This is a genomic window from Pseudonocardia acidicola, assembly GCF_012911935.1.
In the GTDB taxonomy this organism is placed as follows: domain Bacteria; phylum Actinomycetota; class Actinomycetes; order Mycobacteriales; family Pseudonocardiaceae; genus Pseudonocardia; species Pseudonocardia acidicola.
The window spans coordinates 44,602-62,865 of record NZ_JAAXLA010000037.1 but is presented as its reverse complement, the minus strand read 5'-3'; the positions used below and the strand labels follow the sequence as shown (position 1 = coordinate 62,865).

The 18,264-nt window shown below is 69.1% G+C and carries 14 protein-coding genes and 1 rRNA gene; 9 read left to right on the top strand and 6 right to left on the bottom strand.

All coding sequences use genetic code 11. The annotated features are described in order from the left end of the window. Positions 1-97 (bottom strand): 16S ribosomal RNA (locus HF526_RS19755); the annotation flags it as partial. Positions 98-4,336: 4,239 nt separating this feature from the next. Here HF526_RS19755 and HF526_RS19750 point away from each other — a divergent pair. Next, positions 4,337-5,344 (top strand): family 43 glycosylhydrolase, encoded by a 1,008-nt coding sequence (locus HF526_RS19750; protein ID WP_169383012.1) that lies wholly within the window; start codon positions 4,337-4,339, stop codon positions 5,342-5,344. A gap of 85 nt (positions 5,345-5,429) precedes the next feature. Here HF526_RS19750 and HF526_RS19745 read toward each other — a convergent pair whose 3' ends face one another. The 3 genes from HF526_RS19745 to HF526_RS19735 are packed head-to-tail and all read right to left on the bottom strand — an operon-like array spanning position 5,430 to position 8,840. Then, on the bottom strand, positions 5,430-7,073 hold the full coding sequence (locus HF526_RS19745) for a flavin-containing monooxygenase (protein WP_169383011.1): 1,644 nt from the start codon (positions 7,071-7,073) through the stop codon (positions 5,430-5,432). Further along, on the bottom strand, positions 7,070-8,629 hold the full coding sequence (locus HF526_RS19740; RefSeq protein WP_169383010.1) for an FAD-dependent oxidoreductase: 1,560 nt from the start codon (positions 8,627-8,629) through the stop codon (positions 7,070-7,072). The genes HF526_RS19745 and HF526_RS19740 overlap by 4 nt, the downstream gene beginning before the upstream one ends. A 31-nt stretch (positions 8,630-8,660) precedes the next feature. Then, positions 8,661-8,840 (bottom strand): hypothetical protein, encoded by a 180-nt coding sequence (locus tag HF526_RS19735; RefSeq protein WP_169383009.1) that lies wholly within the window; start codon positions 8,838-8,840, stop codon positions 8,661-8,663. A 540-nt stretch (positions 8,841-9,380) separates the two neighbouring features. Here HF526_RS19735 and HF526_RS19730 point away from each other — a divergent pair. Beyond that, positions 9,381-10,079 (top strand): helix-turn-helix transcriptional regulator, encoded by a 699-nt coding sequence (locus HF526_RS19730; protein WP_239028902.1) that lies wholly within the window; start codon positions 9,381-9,383, stop codon positions 10,077-10,079. A 72-nt stretch (positions 10,080-10,151) separates the two neighbouring features. Here HF526_RS19730 and HF526_RS19725 read toward each other — a convergent pair whose 3' ends face one another. Next, complete coding sequence (locus HF526_RS19725) at positions 10,152-10,769, bottom strand: TetR/AcrR family transcriptional regulator (RefSeq protein WP_169383008.1); 618 nt, start codon at positions 10,767-10,769, stop codon at positions 10,152-10,154. A gap of 108 nt (positions 10,770-10,877) precedes the next feature. Between HF526_RS19725 and HF526_RS19720 the strand changes: the two genes are divergently transcribed. Together HF526_RS19720 and HF526_RS19715 are read left to right on the top strand one after the other, a co-directional pair. Next, positions 10,878-11,531, top strand: a complete 654-nt coding sequence (locus HF526_RS19720; protein ID WP_169383007.1) for a DJ-1/PfpI family protein — start codon at positions 10,878-10,880, stop codon at positions 11,529-11,531. Between the two features lie 332 nt (positions 11,532-11,863). After that, a complete protein-coding gene (locus HF526_RS19715) occupies positions 11,864-13,282 on the top strand; it encodes a DNA-binding protein (protein ID WP_169383006.1) in 1,419 nt (472 codons plus the stop codon). Between the two features lie 75 nt (positions 13,283-13,357). Here the strand turns inward: HF526_RS19715 and HF526_RS19710 are convergent, their stop codons facing one another. After that, positions 13,358-14,698, bottom strand: a complete 1,341-nt coding sequence (locus HF526_RS19710; RefSeq protein ID WP_169383005.1) for an acyl-CoA dehydrogenase family protein — start codon at positions 14,696-14,698, stop codon at positions 13,358-13,360. A gap of 266 nt (positions 14,699-14,964) precedes the next feature. Between HF526_RS19710 and HF526_RS19705 the strand changes: the two genes are divergently transcribed. The 5 genes from HF526_RS19705 to HF526_RS19685 all read left to right on the top strand — a co-directional run bounded on the left by HF526_RS19705 (position 14,965) and on the right by HF526_RS19685 (position 18,235). Next, a complete protein-coding gene (locus tag HF526_RS19705; protein WP_211177501.1) occupies positions 14,965-15,999 on the top strand; it encodes a tellurite resistance/C4-dicarboxylate transporter family protein in 1,035 nt (344 codons plus the stop codon). A 95-nt stretch (positions 16,000-16,094) separates the two neighbouring features. Next, on the top strand, positions 16,095-16,589 hold the full coding sequence (locus HF526_RS19700; RefSeq protein ID WP_169383004.1) for a universal stress protein: 495 nt from the start codon (positions 16,095-16,097) through the stop codon (positions 16,587-16,589). 40 nt (positions 16,590-16,629) lie between these two features. Continuing rightward, on the top strand, positions 16,630-16,995 hold the full coding sequence (locus tag HF526_RS19695) for a DUF488 domain-containing protein (protein WP_169383003.1): 366 nt from the start codon (positions 16,630-16,632) through the stop codon (positions 16,993-16,995). Positions 16,996-17,054: 59 nt separating this feature from the next. Next, positions 17,055-17,786 carry a helix-turn-helix transcriptional regulator gene (locus HF526_RS19690; RefSeq protein WP_169383002.1) on the top strand — a complete coding sequence of 244 codons (732 nt, stop codon included), beginning with the start codon at positions 17,055-17,057 and terminating at the stop codon, positions 17,784-17,786. Next, the gene (locus tag HF526_RS19685) at positions 17,786-18,235 is read left to right on the top strand and encodes a hypothetical protein (protein WP_169383001.1); all 450 of its coding nucleotides are present in this window, start codon (positions 17,786-17,788) and stop codon (positions 18,233-18,235) included. The genes HF526_RS19690 and HF526_RS19685 overlap by 1 nt, the downstream gene beginning before the upstream one ends. The last annotated feature ends 29 nt before the right edge of the window (positions 18,236-18,264 follow it).

Here is an 18,264-nt window from a genome sequence, read left to right as displayed (position 1 = left end):
CCGCTCGTGTACCCCCGAAGAGGCCTTACCGCTCGACTTGCATGTGTTAAGCACGCCGCCAGCGTTCGTCCTGAGCCAGGATCAAACTCTCCAACAAAAACTGGCTCCAACAACACGCACCACCACGGACGGGACCGCAGCAGCACGCGCACAACAAACTGGCACAAAAACCAATTCATAAACAAGCTCGACACACTGTTGAGTTCTCAAAAGACACCCGCACACCATAACGATCCTCGCGGACCGAGCCGGGGCTGTGTTTCCGTTGTTTCCCCACCGTACACCCACCGAAACCTGCCGGTTCCCGGGGGGTACTGCGGGGGGCGGCCAGCGGGCCTGTTGACCGGGCTCCAGGGCCCGTTCTGTCCGGCGTCTCGCTGACGAAGAGAAAGTTACGCGACGCCTCGAAGGCGAGTCAAATCGACCCCCCCTATACATACTCTGACCAGCACAATCACCTCAACTCCGGCCCCGGTCGTCCGGCTCCCGGGCCGCGCAGGCGTGGCAGGCGAAGGACGTCCATGCGCAGTCCCGCCCGGCGGGCCGGCTCGTGGCCTGCGCGGCCAGGGGACGAACCGGCGTACGCGGGCAGCCCGTCGAGGCGGGTGATCCATCACGAGCCGCCACTCCTCATGCAGCCAGGAGCCCGGTCTCGAAGCGCACCGATGCGGGGCGGATCGGCTGCGCCCGGCCGGGCCGATGGCCGGTCCGGCCGGCGGCGCCCGGCCACGAGAAGCCGATGGTCCCCGAGGTCCACAGCTCAGCGATCACCTGAACGCCGGCCCGGCTCGTCGATGAGGCGGCATCGGCCAGGAACGATCATCGGTTCGCGGTGCCGCCCCCGGCACGGCCGGGGACTGCCGGTAGCGCTTCGCCAGGCCTGCAGGTCCGGCTCTCGACGTCGAGATCTGCGGGTACGTCACCGGGAGTCGTTCATCGCGGGAGGCGGGGCTCGGTCGGGGGATCACGCACATCGGCGACTCCGCCCTGTCCTGCAACGAGGTCGAGGCGCTCGCGGCTGACAACCCGGAAGGCGCCACGGCGGTGGGCACGGTCACCCGGCTCCTGCGGGTACTGCACGACGTCGTGCACCGTGGCGGACTGATCCCCGACAGGGACCCGATCCGCGTTCCACGCCCGCACCGCTCGCACACGCGGCCTCCCACTCGGCGGGCCGCCGCAGCCCACGGCCGGTGGCCCGGGTGGGTCCGCCACAGCGCTCCCGGCGGGCACGGGTCGTCGAGCGGTGGCTGACGCCCTTTGCCCCTCCGCCCGGCATCCGCCGGATCCTCGCCGGCCACGGGAGGTCCGAGTTGCCTGTGCCGGCGCGACCACGAGGCCATGCCCACCGGCTTCCCGGGGCACCGGGCCGACGATGCGCGCCTGCCTTCCGGACCGCTGCGCGACGCGGTCCGTCATGGTCGGCGTGCAGTCGCCCGGCCCCACGACGAGCACCCGATGAGCCCGTGGTGGCGGTGGTTGCGGATAGTGGCCATGTACTGCAGGGAGCAGACGCGAGCGGGGCCGCCGGTGCGGTGGGTCGGGGCGAGTGCGACGGCGGTGAACTACCGCCGCCCCGACCCACGGCGACGACGGCCTGTCGGAGTGGTTCAGATCCGGGATCCGATCCCGAGGCGCGCCGCGGAGCCCGGTCAGCCGGGTGTCGAGACCTACCCGGCGAGCGGCTACCGACACGGCTCGTCGTGGCGCGGTCGGGTCGGACGGTACGACCGGGGGCCCGAGTCTCGAGCCCAGGAGAAGCCCGTGGCACGGCCGTCGAGCCGGAGCCGTCGACGGTCAGCGGCGGCATCGACGCGGCCAGCCGCGCGCGACAGGCGGCCGCCGCCGTTCATGCGGAGTCGGCCCGAGGGCGGCGCCGCGGACCTCGATGGCCTGGCCGGGCACGTCGGTGGCGAACGCATCCGCCGCGACCTCGCCGCCCGCGGTTCAGGAGTGGACGGCGCGGCGCGGCGCGGCGACGCCTGCCACGCGGGCGCCGCCTGCAGGGAAACAGGTCAGTCGGGTCCGTCGAGTCGCGCGGGCCGTCCAGCTGGAAGAAGTTCGCCGAGAACGGGTCGCCGGTGAACCGGTGCGGGACGGCTTATCACCGACGCGCCCGACGGGGCGCGGATGGGCCGTCGGGCGTTCAGCACGGGAAGCGCGCGCTGCGCGCGCCGAGTGCGGCATCGAACTCGAGAGGGCACCTCCGGGAAGAACACCGGCGGCCCGCGAAAGGGCAGCTCACCGATCGAGCAGAACGGGCCGTCCGGATCCAGTGCCAACTCCGGTAGGACATCTGCGACATCCGACGAGCTGATTCGCACTGCCCACCGCCCGGCGCTGTCCGGATAGTTGCGCCGTACGGCGGTACGCAGTTCTCCATCGCCGGCATCGAGCGGGGGCGGCTTTCACCGCACTCAGTCGCGCCACCCCGACCGGGCGCCGACGACAACGTGTGGCGCCTGTTCCCCCGCGGGTCAACCGTTGTAGCGACGCGGCGGCGCCGCGGCGACCCGCTGTTCGCCGTCCGAGCCCAGTTCCTCTTCCACGGACACCGGCACGGGACCGCCCGGGCCACCGGTCGATCCGGCACCGCCGCCCGTGAAGGCACGGTAGTCGTCGTCGTTCGCAACGACGCGTCGTGCCTCGGAGGCAGTCGAGTAGGGCAGGAATACGCATCGCTCACCGGAGAGGTGCCCGCCCCACATCCACCAGGGTCGTCTCGGCGAGAGCGTAGGCGCGATCGCACCTGTAGGTGATGCAGACCGAGTCCCATTCGACGTGCTGTCCGATGCACGGGGGCAGCTCGGTCGACGCCGAGTGGCTTTCAGGGCCCGCGATGCAGAACAGGTTCGAGAAGGTCGCAGCCACCACCCCGAGGCATGCACGCAGGCCTGGCCCACTTGTCCTTGTGCGACATGCCTTTTCTACCGCGGATGAGGATCCTGATCGGCGGCCCGGTCATGGCACCGATACCGGTGGCACAGATGGCGTCGAACTCATCGGGGCCTGGACCGTCGCACGCATCCACTCGCGCACATACTCGGCACAGGTCTCATTGGCGTCCTCGGTGAGGACGATGTCATCGTAGTCGCCGAACGACAGGCCAGAGGCACCCACTCCCACCGAGCCTGCAACTCGCACTCGTTCAGCGAGAGGCATCCGGTGCACCCGCCGATGAAGTAGAGCGCGAAACCGCTGAACGGCCCGCGCGTCCGCCGCCGGATGGTGTCGTCGTCGAACGTGCAGGCCATGGCCGACTCGAGACCGCTTCGTCGTTCAGTCGAAGGCCGCCTCGGTCACCCGGGTCTCGAATTGGATGTCGCAGCACAGGTCGAATCGGTCGACGACATGGTCGAGGCAGTGTGCCGCTCGGGACAGCACTCGCTGCACTGCAGCGCTCGGCGCAACTCGCCGGAGAACGAGTACGGGTACATGTAGTTGTCCGAGTCACTGCACGCTCGGCCGGCGATTTCAGTACCACCTGCCACTGACGCCGTCGCTAGGCCGGCGGACCGTGCTCGTTACGCAGACGGTGCAGCAGGTAGCACCCCGAGGACCCAGCGCCGATGGCCGCCTCGAAGCCGGTCGTCGCCTCCGAACGGTGTTCCCGGGTGCGGGCCTCACTGTCCAGGATGGTCTCCCCGTCGGCTTCTCAGGCCCGTGTGCGACGCCCACTTCATGGCGCTGGACCTCGCCCCTGCGGGAGACCATTCGGGACCCTCGCGCCGTCGAGCACCGAGGCGCCACACCGCCGGACCGTCGTCGAGCCGTGGAGAGCCGACGGGCTGGGCTGCCGGCTGATCGTGCCGTCGACGTCCGGCGTGGCATCCACGGCATCGTCGACCTGAGCACAATCGGGAAGCTCGCGCATTACGCATGTGTATGACGCATATGTAATGGCGCATACGTACGCCGAGGACTGGCCGATGAGCGGACGACTTCTGCGTGCCGCGATGCAAACATGGATGTGTAGGCGCCCGCAGTAGTAGTCGACTCGAGGGGAACTTCCGGCGCTCGTTCCACACGTCGGCGCAATCGGGTGTTTGTTCGACCTCACCCGGGATCCCGTCGACGGTTGGAGTCGCGACCATTGAGGATTCCAGCCGCCCAACTTCGGCCAATTGGGCGCGCAATCCTGGAGGGCTGTCCGGGTTCTGGTCGGCGGCGCCGGCTCGACCGGCCTATCCGACCCGCTGATGCTCGACCTGTGCGTAGTTGACAATCGGGGGGCCCGAGTAGCAAGGGGCGAAGAATGTCTGAGATACGTGCTATACATCCGACCTCGACCCGCCGATTCGCCGGGCGCGCCGCTCGGATCGGGTGCATACCGCTGGTGCTCGCCGGCTTTGCACTGCCCGGCTCCCACGGCACCACCATCGATTCCGGATCAGCGGCTCAGGGCCCCCCGCTGGTCCGTGACGACCCGACCGGCGGCCGCACAACGCTCGTTACGGCCGCGTTCGCACAAACGACGAAATCCTTCACCAACCCGGTCAAGCTGCACACGGCAGACCCGGGCGTCCTGCAGTGGGGCGGCCGCTACTACATGGTGAGCACCTCCGGGACTCCGACATTCGCCATCTACGTGTCCGACGATCTGGTGAACTGGCAACCGACCGGACGGAGCGTCTTCAACGGCACCCACCCGTGGGGCACGACCAACTTCTGGGCTCCGGAACTACATCGGGTCGGCAACCGCTTCGCGGTCTACTACGCCGCCAGCGACGGCGCGCACATGTCGGTCGGCGTGGCTACCGCCAATACCATCCTGGGCCCTTATACCGATCTGGGCCGGCCACTCGTGGACCGGGGCATGGAAGCAATCGACCCGAACTTCTTCCGCGATGATGACGGGCGGCAGTACCTGTACTGGAAGGAAAATGTCGGCTATAACCGGATATTCGCGCAAGAGGTCAACCAGGCCGGCACTCAACTGATCGGGCCACGTGCAGTGGTTCTACAAACGAGCCTGGCGTGGGAAGGCTCGGACGTCGAAGGGCCTTGGGTCATGAAGAGAAACGGCGTGTACTACATGTTCTACAGCGGAAATATATTTACGACCGCGCAGTACGCCATCGGCGTGGCGCAGTCGGCATCACCCATGGCTGCCTTCCGCAAGAAAGGCGCCCCCATCCTGCGCAGCGGCAATCGCTGGAAAGGCCCGGGACACAATTCTGTGGTTCACGTGGGAGCGAACGACTACATTGTCTACCATGCCTGGGACCGCCAGGCCGGCGTAGGCGACCGAGTGGGGATGGTCGACAGAATCAACTGGGTCGGCGGCTGGCCGTCGGTCGGCAACGGCACACCCACCGAAGGCGCGCAGCCTTATCCCCAATAGAGGCTCTGACGTACCTGCGGGAGCGGCGCCTCGTCACGCTGGGCGTCATCGGACTCTCGCTGTTCAGCGGAGCACGCATGGTCGTTCACATTGTGAGCACGAACCCCTCGTAGCCGTTTCCGGCCACCTCGTCGCACCTGCGAGCGTAGGTCGCGAAACCGCCGGCATAGGGCATGAACACGCGTGGTTTCCCCGGGACGTTGGCCCCCAGGTACCAGGAACTCCCGGCCAGGGGCAGCAGCGTGCGGTCGGCGGCCTCGTTGACGTGCTCGACCCAGGCGTCCTCGGCCTCGACCGTGGCCTCGATGCGGTCGAAGCCGTGGCTGCCCAGGTACTCGATGCAGTCCGCGATCCAGTCGACGTGCTGCTCGATGGACGTGGGCATGTTCGTGAGGACCGACGGGCTGCCGGGCCCGGTGATCGTGAACATGTTCGGGAACCCGGCGGCATGGAGCCCGAGGTAGGTGCGCGGCCCCTCGGACCATTTCTCCCGCAGCGCCGTGCCCCCCACGCCCCGGATGTCGATGTTCAGCAGCGGACCGGTCAGTGCGTCGAAGCCGGTGGCGAACACGATGACGTCCAGTTCGTACTCCGCCGACGACGTCCGCAGGCCGGTCGAGGTGACCTCTTCGATCGGTGACTGCCTGACGTCGACGAGAGTGACGTTGTCGCGGTTGTAGGTCTCGAAGTACTGCGTGTCGATCGGCGGGCGCTTCGTCGCGAAGGGATGATCGCGAGGCAGGAGCTTCTCGGCGGTCTCCGGGTCGAGCACGATGTCGCGGATCTTGCCGCGGATGAACTCGGAGGCCGTGTCGTTGGCCTCCTTGTCGACGAGCAGGTCTGCGAACGCGGCCCGGAACCGCAGGCCGCCGCGTTCCCACGCGGCCTCGTACACGGCGCGGCGCTCCTCGTCCGGGACCGAGAGGGCGGGCGTGTCGCTGATCTCGAAGGGGTGGCCGTTGGTCGACGCACGCTGCTGACGCCGGATGGCGTCGTAGTTCGCCTTCACGTCGCGCTGGAACTCCCGCTCCATCGGGCCGTTGCGCGCCGGGATGCTGTAGTTCGGTGTCCGCTGGAACACTGTGAGGTGATCGGCCTGCTCCGCGATGACCGGGATGGCCTGGATGCCCGTCGAACCGGTGCCGACGACACCGACCCGCTTCCCGGTGAGATCGACGCCCTCGTGCGGCCACCGGCCGGTGTGATACCACTCGCCGCCGAAGGTGTCGAGTCCCGCGATCTGCGGGATGTTCGCCGCAGACAGGCAGCCCACCGCGGTGATGAAGAACGTGGCCGAGTACCGGTCGCCGTCGTCGGTGCGAAGTTCCCAGCGGCCGGTTTCCTCCCGGAACGCCGCCTCGGTGACACGCCGGCCGAACCGGATGTCACGGCGCAGATCGAACCGGTCCGCCACATGGTTCAGATAGCGCATGATCTCCGGCTGCCCGGGGTAGCGCTCGGTCCACTCCCATTCCTGCTGGAGCTCGTCGGAGAACGAGTACGAGTAGTAGTAGCTCTCGGAGTCGCACCGCGCGCCTGGATAACGGTTCCAGTACCACGTGCCGCCCACGCCGTCCCCGGCCTCGAGGACCGTCACGGACAGCCCCAGCGCGCGTAGCCGGTGGAGCATGTACATGCCCGCGAAGCCGGCGCCGACGACGACCGCGTCGAGTTCACGGGCCGGTCCGAGGGTGTCGGCGGACGAAGGGCTCTGCTGCGGAACAGTCATTGTTCCCTCCTCCACCCCACGTGATCACATCGGCGACCCTCGTGCAACTCACGTTCCGGACGAGAAGCCCCCCGCGACGGCGCCCGGGAGACCGTCTGCTCCAGCCGGTCGTCGCGAGCGGTGAACACCATGTCCCGCCCGACGTCTCCGAACCTGGTGCTGATCAGGTCCAGGATGTAGTTCTGGCGCATGGTCCACGGCGCTCGCGGTCCCTGCTTCGGCAGCGCGTCGACCGCCCGCTGGACGTAGCCCGAGCTGAGGTCGAGCAGGGGCCGGGTCGCCACCGGCTCGTCGAGCTGCGGCACGGCGCGGGCGTAGCCGTGCGCGTCCATGTGCGCGAGCAGCCGGCAGACATGGCGCGAGGTGAGATCGGCGCGCAGCGTCCAGGACGCGTTCGTGTAGCCGATGCACATCGCCAGATTCGGCACCCCGCTGAGCATGCAACCGCGGTAGACGACGGTCTTCCCTGGATCGACGTCCGTGCCGTCGACGCTCAGCCGGATGCCGCCGCAGGCCACCAGGACGAGCCCGGTCGCAGTGACCAGGACGTCGGCGTCGAGCTCACGACCGGACTCGAGCCGGATCCCGTGCTCGGTGACCGTCGCGATGCGGTCGGTGACGACCGACGCCCGGCCCGCCCGGACGGCCTGGAACAGGTCGGCGTCTGGCACGACGCACAGCCGCTGGTCCCACGGGTCGTAACGCGGGGTGAAGTCCGTGGCCAGCGCTGCGGGGTCCGGCAGCTGCCGGGCGATTCCCGCGCGCAGGAATCGCTTCGCCGCCCCCGGGGCACGCCGGCACAACTGGTAGAACCCGAGGGTCATCAGGACGTTCTTCCACCGGGCCGCCGCGTGCGCGAGGCGTCCGGGCAGGACACGGCGCAGCGCATCGGCGACGGCATCGGTGCCGGGCAGCACCGTGAGCCAGGACGGGGAGCGCTGCAGCATGGTGACGTGCGCGGCCTGCTCGGCCAGTGCCGGCACCAGGGTCACCGCCGTCGCGCCGCTGCCGATGACGACGACCCTGCGGTCGACGAGATCGAGATCGTCGGGCCACTGCTGCGGGTGCACGACCGGCCCGCCGAAGGAGCCGAGACCGGGGATGTCCGGCGTGTGCCCGCACTCGTAGCTGTAGTAGCCGCTGCACAGATACAGGAAGGCACACGTGTAGCGCTCGACGTCGTCGCGGGTGCGGGCCTCGACGGTCCACAGCGCCTCGGCCGACGACCACGACGCCGCGACGACCCGCCGACCGAACCGGATGTGGTCGTCGATGCCGAACTCCGCAGCGGTCTCGCGGACGTAGCTCAGGATCGACCCACCGTCCGCGATCGCCTTCGGGCCCCTCCAGGGCCGGAAGGGGTAGCCGAGCGTGAACATGTCCGAGTCCGAGCGGATCCCCGGGTAGCGGAACAGGTCCCAGGTCCCGCCGATCGCGCCCCGGGCCTCGAGGATCGCGTAGGTCCGCTGCGGGTGCTGCGTCTGCAGCCGGTACGCGGCGCCGACCCCGGAGAGGCCGGCGCCCACGATGAGAACGTCGACGTGCTGCGTGCTCACGACGGAGAGCTTCGCAGGGGTGGCCGCCGGACTACAGCTCGTGTGCCTGGTCGTAGCCGTAGTCCCCGTTCGAGTAGAGCTCGCGACGGGGGACGCGACCGCCATGGACCGGCAGGACGCTTCCGCGAGGGGACGGCAGCTGGAGCGCGGCCCTGACCTCGTCCAGCAGGTCGTAGCCGTAGTCACCCGAGTAGTCGTGATCAGCCGACATCGTCGTCCCCCTCGCACTCGCACCGATTCTCACCCTGCGTGATCACAGGGATTCGTACGGTGTGCGGAGATGATCGCTCGATCGGTTCGCTCGAGGCAAGAGTGTTCCTCCGTGTGGATGGTCCGCCACCCGTCAGGGGCATGCGCACCATCCGCCACTCCCCCGCTGCGCCTCCGGATGAGGCCCGGGAAAACCCGCGGATCGCGGTCCGCGGCGAGTGCCGGCTCGTTGCTCCGGACTCGTGATCGACTCGACTGTCCCGCGGTTGTGCCATGAGAGGGAACGCTTCACTCGAGGCCGGTCCACCCTCCACCACTGCGGCGCCGCGATGGGAGGACGATCGGCCCCGCCGTTCACCAGTAGGTCTCGGTCTCGTTTCTTGCGCGGTCACCACCCCGGTCCATCGGGTCCTATCGGACTTGCGGATCCGCGCGTCGGCATTACCGTCGCTGCGTGACGACGGATCCGAGCGCAGCCGCCCTCTCGACCGATCCGGCGATCAGAGCCGTCGCCGCCCTGGAGGACGAGCTGCGACGCGGGATGCATGCCTTCATCCGGCGCGCGCGCCGGCCGGTGACCCGGGACGAGGCTGCGGCGTCGGTGGGGATCTCCCGCAAGCTCGCCGCGTTCCACCTGGACAAGCTGGTCCAGGTGGGCCTGTTGCGGGCCCACTACGAGCCGGTCGGCGGCACCCGGAAGGTCGGCCGCAGACCGAAGGTCTACGAGCCGTCCGGGCTGGACATCCAGGTCACCGTCCCGCGACGTCAGCACGACGTCCTGGCCGACATCCTGCTGGACGGGGTGCTCACCGCGCAGGAGACCGAGAACCCCCGCGACGCGGTGGTACGAGTCGCTCACCGTCACGGCAGCCGGATCGGGGCCGTCGAGCGGGAACGCGCCCGGCCCGGCGGGCTGGGGCTCGAACGCGCGCTGACCCTGGCCGCCGGAATTCTGGAACGCCAAGGTTTCGAACCGGCACGGGAGGATCCCACCTGCATACGGCTGCGCAACTGCCCCTTCCATCCACTCGCAGCCAAGGCCCCACAACTGGTGTGCGGCATCAATCACGCCTTCCTCACCGGGATGCTCACCGGCCTCGACTCCCGGACGGTGGAAGCGGTCCTCGACCCGCACAGCGGTGAGTGTTGTGTCGAACTGCGGGCCGCCCGCCGGGCGGACACCGCTCACCATGACTCGTCCGACTCTCCCGGGTCGTCGGCAGTGGACCCCGACGACTGATTCATCGCACTCCGACCGAGGGGGTATCCGGCTTGCGACGGTGCCCGGACACCCGCCGCGAACCACCGGCCATCACGCGGTGGCGGCATCCACTCGAGGCGGCGCCGTAGCGCCGGTCAACCGGTCGTGCTCGAGCAGCGCTTCGGCGGCGGAGCGGCCCCGCAGCGCTGCGTCGGCGTCACCTTCGACGTGCGCGGTGACGATCGCACCCTCGACGAGCAGCATCAGCCGCTCGGCCAGCACGGCCGGGTCGGCAACGCCGGCCCCGGCCGCCACTTCGTTGAGCAGCGCGCGCAGCGCCAGTTTGTGGTCGCGGGCGGTGGCCCGCGCAGCCGGGCTGGCCGCGAGCTCGCCGGCAACGTTGATGAACGCGCACCCGTTGTATGCGGGCTCGCCGAACCACTCGCCCAGGGCATCGAACACGGCGAGAACGCGCGCCGGCCCCGGTTCGGCGGCCGCCACGGCGCCGCGCAGCCAGTTGAGCCAGCGCTGGTCCCGGCGCCGGAGGTAGGCCTCGACCAGGCCGTCCTTGGACCCGAAGTGCGCGTAGAGGGTCTTGGTCGCCACACCGGCCTCGGCCACCACGGCGTCGATCCCGACCGCCTGCACGCCTCGGGCGTAGAACAGCCGCTCCGCCGCGTCGAGCAGCCGTTGCGAGACATCGGGCTCGAGAGTTCGGGTCGGGCTCATCGCCACCCAGCATAGGACGCGGCGGGCTTGACGGAAAACGAGCGTTCTCCTACGGTACCCCTGTTCGGAGAACGACCGTTTTCCGACCTGGCGGCAAGGACGTGCGCGATGGCTACCAACGGGTTCCGGCTCGGCATCTATGTGTTCAAGGACGTCGAGATCGTCGACTTCGCGGCGCCGCACGGGGTGTTCTCCGTCGCCCGGCGGTTCGATCCGGAGCTCGAGGCCTTCCTCATCGCCGACGCGATGCGCCCGGTGCAGGCCCAGGCCGGGTTCACGGTGCTGCCCAACTACTCCTTCGGCGACCGGCCCGCGATGGACGCGTTCCTCATCCCCGGCGGCTTCGGCACGCGCCAGGAGATCCGCAACGGCCGGCTGCACGAGTTCGTCCGCAGCCAGCCTGCGGAGACACTGCTGACCAGCGTCTGCACCGGCTCCTGGGTCTACGCGGCGATGGGACTGCTCGACGGCATCCCCGCCACCAGCCGCAAGGAACCCGACCGCGTCGAGGCCAACCCGCCCGGCAAGGTGCCGATCGACCGGCTCGCCGATCTCGCGCCGTCCTGCCGGATCAGCCGGGCCCGGGTCGTCGACGCCGGGCGGATCGTCACCGCGGGCGGCATCGCGTCGGGCTTCGAGCTGGGCTTCCACCTGCTGCGCCGCGCCGGTTACGCCGAGGACCTGATCGGCGAGGTCGCCCGGGTCATGGAGTATCAGGACGCCTACAAGCTCTACCGCGACGACGTCGAGATCGCCTCCTGAGCGTCGCAGACCCTTCAGCGGGTGCACGGGGCGACGTGGCCACCCGGCCCGCGCGGCTCAGGAGGTCCACCGGCGCGGCGTATCGCCCGCAACAGTTTCCGAAACTCCGTGACAGCGGTAGCGTCGTAAGCTCTTGGGCTCGTCCTCGGGATATGGCCACGTGCATTGGTTCGAACGCGTCGCTCAGGAGGGCGTCGTGGCGATCGTGATACGAGCAGGCCGGCCGCCGGCATCCCAGCCCTCGGCGACGGCAATGGTGCTCACCGCCGAGGCGCGATCCGGGCCCTGGTACGGCTGCGCGGAGCGATGACCGCCGGGTTCAGGAGCTGACCATGGGCACCGACGCACCCCGTGTCGTCACGCGGAAGCTCACCGAGCGCGAGCGTCGGACCGCCGCGGCGTGGGAGAAGTTCGTCGCGGGCGAGGACGACGTCCACGGAGTACCTCTACTGATCGTGCTTTCCTGGCATCGCAGCCGGGATCTCTACCTCGTCGACCCGTTGCGCACGAGGCCGCCACCGTGCGGCGGCTCGGGCACCGACTCGCTGCTCCAGAACAGCGTCCGCATCCAGCTGGGCGGCATCGCGGCCTCGATCGCCGACCACACGGACGGCGCCCTCACCACCGTCACCGACGACGGCGGGCGGGTCCTCGGTTGCTGGGGCACCCGAGCGGTTCTGCGGAGAGGCGCCGACAGCCACTTGGCCCCGCTGTTCACCTGGTCGGAACCCGCGACCGGCACCAACGGAATGGGCACGGCACTGAGCGGGACAGGACCGGTGTCCGTCCGCGGCCCGGAGCACTGGTGCGCGGGTCTGCACGATTGGAGCTGCACCGGAGTCGCGATCCGGGACCCCGTGACTCGCCAACCGATCGCGGTACTGAACGTCTCCTTCTGGCGAGGAGATCTCCCGAGGTGCCTGCCGACCGGGCTCGCGCGAGAGGTGGCACCGCTCGAGGCCGACCTGCATCGGCGTTCGGTCCGCAACGGGATCGAGATCGCCGAGGCGTTCGGCGTCGCGCAGAGCAAGGCGTCGCCGGGAGAGATTCTCGTCGCGGTCGACGCCGCGGGCAACGTCGTGGTGGTGAACGAACGTGCCCACGCGCTACGCGAAACGCTCCCCGTGCTCCCTGCGACGGAGCCGCGGCGTCGATGGACGCCGGACTCACCAGAGCTGCGTGATCTCACTCGAGCGTCCCTGTGTCACGCCGAGCGGGAACCGCGCTGGGCCGGCGTCGCCCAACTCGACTTCCCGTCCGACGAGACGACCACGTTCGAGCTGCGTCCGATCAGGTCGGCGGACGACGTGATCGGCCTGATACTCACAGCTTCGGGCGGCCCGGACGGCGAGCGAATCCACACCGCCCCTCCGCAATTACCGAGCAGGGTTCCGCAAAGGGTCGTCGGGATTCAGGAGGACCGGATCATCATCCTCACCGCACATGAGATTCGGTACGCCGAGGCCGACAAGCACACGGTGTGGCTCGTCACCGACCAAGGGCGCGTCCGGGCGGCCTGCCGCGGACTCGACGACGCGGAGCGCGAACTCGTGCGGTTCGGCTTCCTCCGTGTTCATCGGAGCTACCTCGTGAACCTGCACCGCATTCGGGAAGTCGACCAGGGGCCGTACAAGGGGACGTTGACGGTGAGCACTCAGCACCACGGTCGGGAAACGATCCCGGTGGCGCGACGACACACCGCCCAGTTGCGGGACGCCCTCGGCATCCAGCCCGGCCGCGCGACCGGGTGAGAGGTGCCGTCGACGAACGCAGCAGCCGGACACCACGAGGAACTACGCGGTGTCCGGCCAGCCGGGCCACCGCGCCTATGCGCTGGTGAGCGACTTTCCCTCGATGTGTGCAATGGTGTCGATGGACTCCATCTCCTTGGTGAAGTCAACGAACTCGTTATCCATCAACGCGCGCGGGTTGAAGCCGGGACTGGCGAGCACGCCATGCACCCGCCGCCGCTGCATACCGAAGTTCCCACCGTCATAGATCGGGAAGATGGCCGCCTCGCGGAGATACTTCTCGAACATGTGCTTCTTGTCCGCACTGTTCACACCGACCACCTGCATGCACTTGTAGACGCTGTCGAGAAGTGTCTCGGTGCAGTAGGTCTTGTTCATGGCGCCGATCAACTCGCCATGATAGTCGTGCTCGTCGATGTAATGCGCCGCCTTCCAGCAGAAGTAGCGACACGCCTCGATCCGGGCCGCCACGTCACCGAGCACGTAGCCGACATTCTGGAAATGGATCATCGGATACGGAGATCCGGCGGTGTAGGTCCTCGTCCAGGTGAGGGCCGCTTCGTAGGCGGCTCGGGCAACGCCGACCGCAGCGATCCCGGCGACCGGCCCAGACCAGGCGAAATTGCGATTGATGAGCAGGTCGCCGTTCCCGTAGGTACCTTCGATCAGGTTGTCCGCCGGGATCCGGGCATCCTCGAACAGGATTTCAGAGTTAGGCGTGAGGCGATGCCCGAAGCTGTCGATGATGGTATAGGTAACGCCCGGCGTGCCACGTTCGACCAGCACCGCCGAGAGCCCTTCGGTGCCGCCCTTCTCCGGATCGGTCCGGACGACCACAAGGTTGACGTTCGCGCCGTTCCCGTCCCAACCACCAACATTGCACGGCCAGTATTTCCGGCCGTTGAGAACGTACTCGTTCCCGTCCCGGCGAGCAGTGACGCCGATACCCACCGGGTACGGGAGGGGCGTGTCGAAGTTCGCCGTGCCACCGGGCGAGCCCGGAGGCTCGCTCGCTGCATAACCGGCGATCCACTCGCCCGACGGATCCGAGGTGGCCGCTCCCATCACCCGTTTCTTCTGCTCCTCGGTCCCCCAGTACCACACCGGCAGCAACGCGAGTCCGTTGACCAGCACGGTGCACGCGAACCCGGGATCGACGGCGCAGATCTCCTCCGCGGCGAGGATCAGCTCGACATTGGTCAGCCCGCCTCCGCCATATTCCTTGGGCAACATTCCGAACGCGATCCCGCGCCGATAAGCCTCCACGTAGGCCGGCTTGGTCATTTGGAAAGCCTTCAGCGGATCCGGTTCACGGTCGGCGTCGCGGACCACGGGGGCGAGCACGTTCTCAGCGAAGTCGCGCGCGCCCAGCTGGATTCTCTTCTGCTCGGCGGTAAGAGTGAAGTCAATAGCCATCTGATCGCTTCTCCCGTCCATTCAACGCGGCGCTGAATCTGTCCGAGACAGGTCAGTCGGACGCGGGCCGGCCACTGGAATCGGCAGCCATTCGTTCACGATCACGATGCAGTCCCCGCGCCCGGGTGTGAAGGGAGATGGCACAGAAGACACCATTCATGGCACCAGCGGCGACATGTCGCGCACCAGCGGCGAGCCAGATCTCTGGGAGGCTGGGAGGCTGGCGGAAGACTCCGCCACTGCCTCGTCCACCGGACCATCATGGTGTGGTGCACGAACCGCCAGCAGCGGCCGCCGGGCCCTCGCCGGACGCGTTCGCGCCGGTCATGGCGACCGGCATCGTCTCGGTAGCGGCGGTCGATCATCAGTACCACGTGATCGCGTTGATCCTCGGCGTCCTCGCCGCCGCCGTCTTCGCGCTGCTCACCATGACGGTCAGTGCCCATGTCCGGCGTGTCCCCGCTGCCTTCGGGCGGCAACTGCGGGACCCGGACGTCGCGTTGCGATCGTTCACCTTCGTCGCCGCCTGCGGTGTCCTCGCTGCCAGGCTCGGGGAGGGTCAGGCACCGCTCGTGTGGTCGCTCGGCGGTGCTGCACTCGTCGTCTGGTCGAGTCTGGTTCCCTTGGCGATCATCGATATGTGGTCGCGGCCCACCGGCGAGCTGCGCGACCACGCTCATGGTGCGTGGCTGCTCGCGCCGGTGGGCACCCAGTCCCTGGCGATCTCAGCGGCCCATCTGGCACACGGCGCGGTGGCTCGTCCGCTGCTGCTCCTGGCTCTGGCCTGGTGGATGCTCGGCGCTGTCGGCTACCTCGTTGTGACCTGGCTGATCGTGTGGCGTGCGGTGGCCACGCCGTTCGTGCCGGAGCAGGTGACGCCGGACAGCTGGATCCTGATGGGCGCGCTGGCGATCGCGACCCTCACCGGAGACCGCATCATCGCGGCCGGGCCGGCGACATCCGGACTCGACTGGCTGTTCACGCTCGCACGACCGGCGACCCTGGCTCTGTGGATCACAGCCAGCGCATGGATTCCGCTGCTGCTGTACGCACAGATGTGGCGCGCCGGCCGATGCGCGGCATCGCTGCACTACGACCGGATGTGGTGGGCGGCCGTCTTCCCGCTGGGGATGTACTCGACCGCGACGTCCGGCCTCGCCGTGGAACTGCGCATCCCGGCATTGGGCGCCATATCGCTCGCCTTCTTCTGGTTCGCCATGACGACCTGGCTACTCGTCGCGCTCGGGCTGCTGCACGAACAGTGGCACGAAGGCTCCTCCCGACCCAGAACCGGCTCATGACCTGGGCGTTGCAGCCGGGGCCGGCACAGCAGGCGGTGACGGCCCCTCGCTCTGCCCATCGGGCTGCTGGACCGGCTGCCCCTACGATGGGGCCCGTGCACGAGACCGGCGAGGCGGACGGGGCCGATCGGGTCCCGCTCCCCCGCCCGGCCGTGCCGGCCCCCCGATCGATCGGGCCCATGCTGGTGATGGTGGGCTTCGACGGCTCCGTTCCCAGCCGGCGCGCGCTGGTCTACGCCGCCGGGTTGGCGCAGCGCAACCGGGCGGCCCTGGTGGTGGCCTACATCGCCCCGGCCCCACCGGCCGTGGGACTGACACCGCTCGGCGCCGAGCTCCCCTGCAGCGTGAGCCAGGAGGAGACCGACGAGATCGCCGCACTGGCCACGGAAATCCTCGACGGGGCGGTTGCGGGTTGGCGGTTCACGGTCGGGTGGGGGGATGCGGCCCATGAGCTCGAACGGTTGGCCGACGAGCGGCGCGCTGACGTCCTGGTCACCGGCCGGCCCCGATCCCCGGCACGCCACGTGCTCGGATCCGTGCCGGGCCGGCTGCTCCGCCACGCCCGGCGTCCGATCACCGTCGTGCCCTGAACGGGCCGGCGGTCGACAGCCGGGGGGACGGGAAGCGCACATGCCGGACGCAACGATCCGTGTCCGCCGGGTCTACGACGAGCCCGGCCCCGGTGACGGCGCGAGGGTACTCGTGGATCGAGTTTGGCCACGGGGGTTGACCCGGGAGGGCGCCCGGCTCGACGCCTGGCTCACAGATGTCGCTCCCTCCACCGAACTACGCAAGTGGTACGGGCACGACCCGAGCAAGTTCGCCGAGTTCCGGCTTCGCTACCGCAGTGAACTCGACGAGGCGCCGGCTCGGCAGGCGCTGAACCGGTTGCGCGAACTGGTCCGCGACCAGCCACTGACACTGCTCACCGCAACCCGCGACGTAGAACACAGCCAGGCCGCCGTGCTCGCCGAGGTGCTGGGAGCCACCGGGTAGGTCCGCCCGCCGCCCACCCACTTATAGATGATGGCGATCCTCTTTAATAGGGTGCAGCCATGGCGGGTAGCGAGATGGTCGAGCGACACAGGACGCACGGGGCGCTGGCCGCGGCCAGCCGCGTGCGACTGCTCGACGCGCTGCGCGCCGGCGAGCACGGACTGGACGCGCGAGAACTGGCGGCGGCCTGCGGGCTCCACGTCACCACCGTGCGGTTCCACCTCGACGTTCTGCGGGAGGCGGGGTTGGTGCGCAGCGAGTCCGTCCGGGCCGGGGCCCGGGGACGTCCACGGGTGCTCTACACCCCTGCCAGTGGGCGCGATCCCGGCGACCCGCCGGGCACCGACAGCTATCAGATGCTGGCGTCGGCACTCGCCGCGCACTGGACGGATCCGTCCCCTGAACCGGGGCAGCGGGCCGAGCAGGCCGGTTGGGCCATCGCCGAGAAGCACCGGCTCGCGCCGCCATCCACCGGCGGCCCGAGCGCTGAGCAGGCCGTGGCCCAGGTCAGCGGCCTGTTCGCCGAACTCGGCTTCGAACCCGAACTCACCCACGACGGCGACGACCTGCAGATCCGCCTGCACGCCTGCCCGTTCTCCGCGGTGGCCCGCGAGCACCCCGACGTCGTGTGCACGATGCACCTGGGCCTGCTCCGCGGAGCCCTGGCCGGGCTCGGAGCACCGGTCACGGTGATCGACCTGACGCCCTTCGTCGGACCACACCTGTGCATCGCGCACCTCGCCCCGGGCACGGAGTCGACATCCCCGGCATTCGGGGCCGGGAGGCGGTGATGACGCCCGGAATCGCCGGGCTCCTCCAGGTGGCCGTCCCGTTCATCTGGCTGGGTGCCGTGCTGGCGATCTCGTTCCTGGAGGCGCCGTTGAAGTTCCGGGCCCCCGGCATCACCGTGCCACTGGGCCTCGGCATCGGCCGGCTGGTCTTCCGCGCCCTCAACATCAGCGAGATCGCCTTCGCCGTCGCGCTCACCGCGGCCGTACTCACCGACGGTTCGCGGGTGCCGACCACTGCGATCGTGGGAGTGCTGATCGCGCTCTGGGCCGTTCTCGTCATGCAGGTGGGCGCGCTCCGGCCCCGGCTGGACCAGCGCACTCGCCGGATCATGATGGGCGAGACCGTGCCGCGCTCGCACCACCACCTGGCCTACATCGCACTGGAGGGCCTCAAGGTCCCGCTGCTGGTCGTTCTCGGGGTCCTGCTGGTCGCGCGGCTCACGACATGACCGCAGCTCCCACACCCGACGCGACCGTC

Bases quoted from the DNA above. Each gene is read 5' to 3' on its own strand.
- HF526_RS19745 (WP_169383011.1), bottom strand. From the start codon at position 7,073: ATGACTGTTCCGCAGCAGAGCCCTTCGTCCGCCGACACCCTCGGACCG.
- HF526_RS19735 (WP_169383009.1), bottom strand. From the start codon at position 8,840: ATGTCGGCTGATCACGACTACTCGGGTGACTACGGCTACGACCTGCTG.
- HF526_RS19730 (WP_239028902.1), top strand. From the start codon at position 9,381: ATGCATGCCTTCATCCGGCGCGCGCGCCGGCCGGTGACCCGGGACGAG.
- HF526_RS19725 (WP_169383008.1), bottom strand. From the start codon at position 10,769: ATGAGCCCGACCCGAACTCTCGAGCCCGATGTCTCGCAACGGCTGCTC.
- HF526_RS19720 (WP_169383007.1), top strand. From the start codon at position 10,878: ATGGCTACCAACGGGTTCCGGCTCGGCATCTATGTGTTCAAGGACGTC.
- HF526_RS19715 (WP_169383006.1), top strand. From the start codon at position 11,864: ATGGGCACCGACGCACCCCGTGTCGTCACGCGGAAGCTCACCGAGCGC.
- HF526_RS19710 (WP_169383005.1), bottom strand. From the start codon at position 14,698: ATGGCTATTGACTTCACTCTTACCGCCGAGCAGAAGAGAATCCAGCTG.
- HF526_RS19695 (WP_169383003.1), top strand. From the start codon at position 16,630: ATGCCGGACGCAACGATCCGTGTCCGCCGGGTCTACGACGAGCCCGGC.
- HF526_RS19690 (WP_169383002.1), top strand. From the start codon at position 17,055: ATGGCGGGTAGCGAGATGGTCGAGCGACACAGGACGCACGGGGCGCTG.
- HF526_RS19685 (WP_169383001.1), top strand. From the start codon at position 17,786: ATGACGCCCGGAATCGCCGGGCTCCTCCAGGTGGCCGTCCCGTTCATC.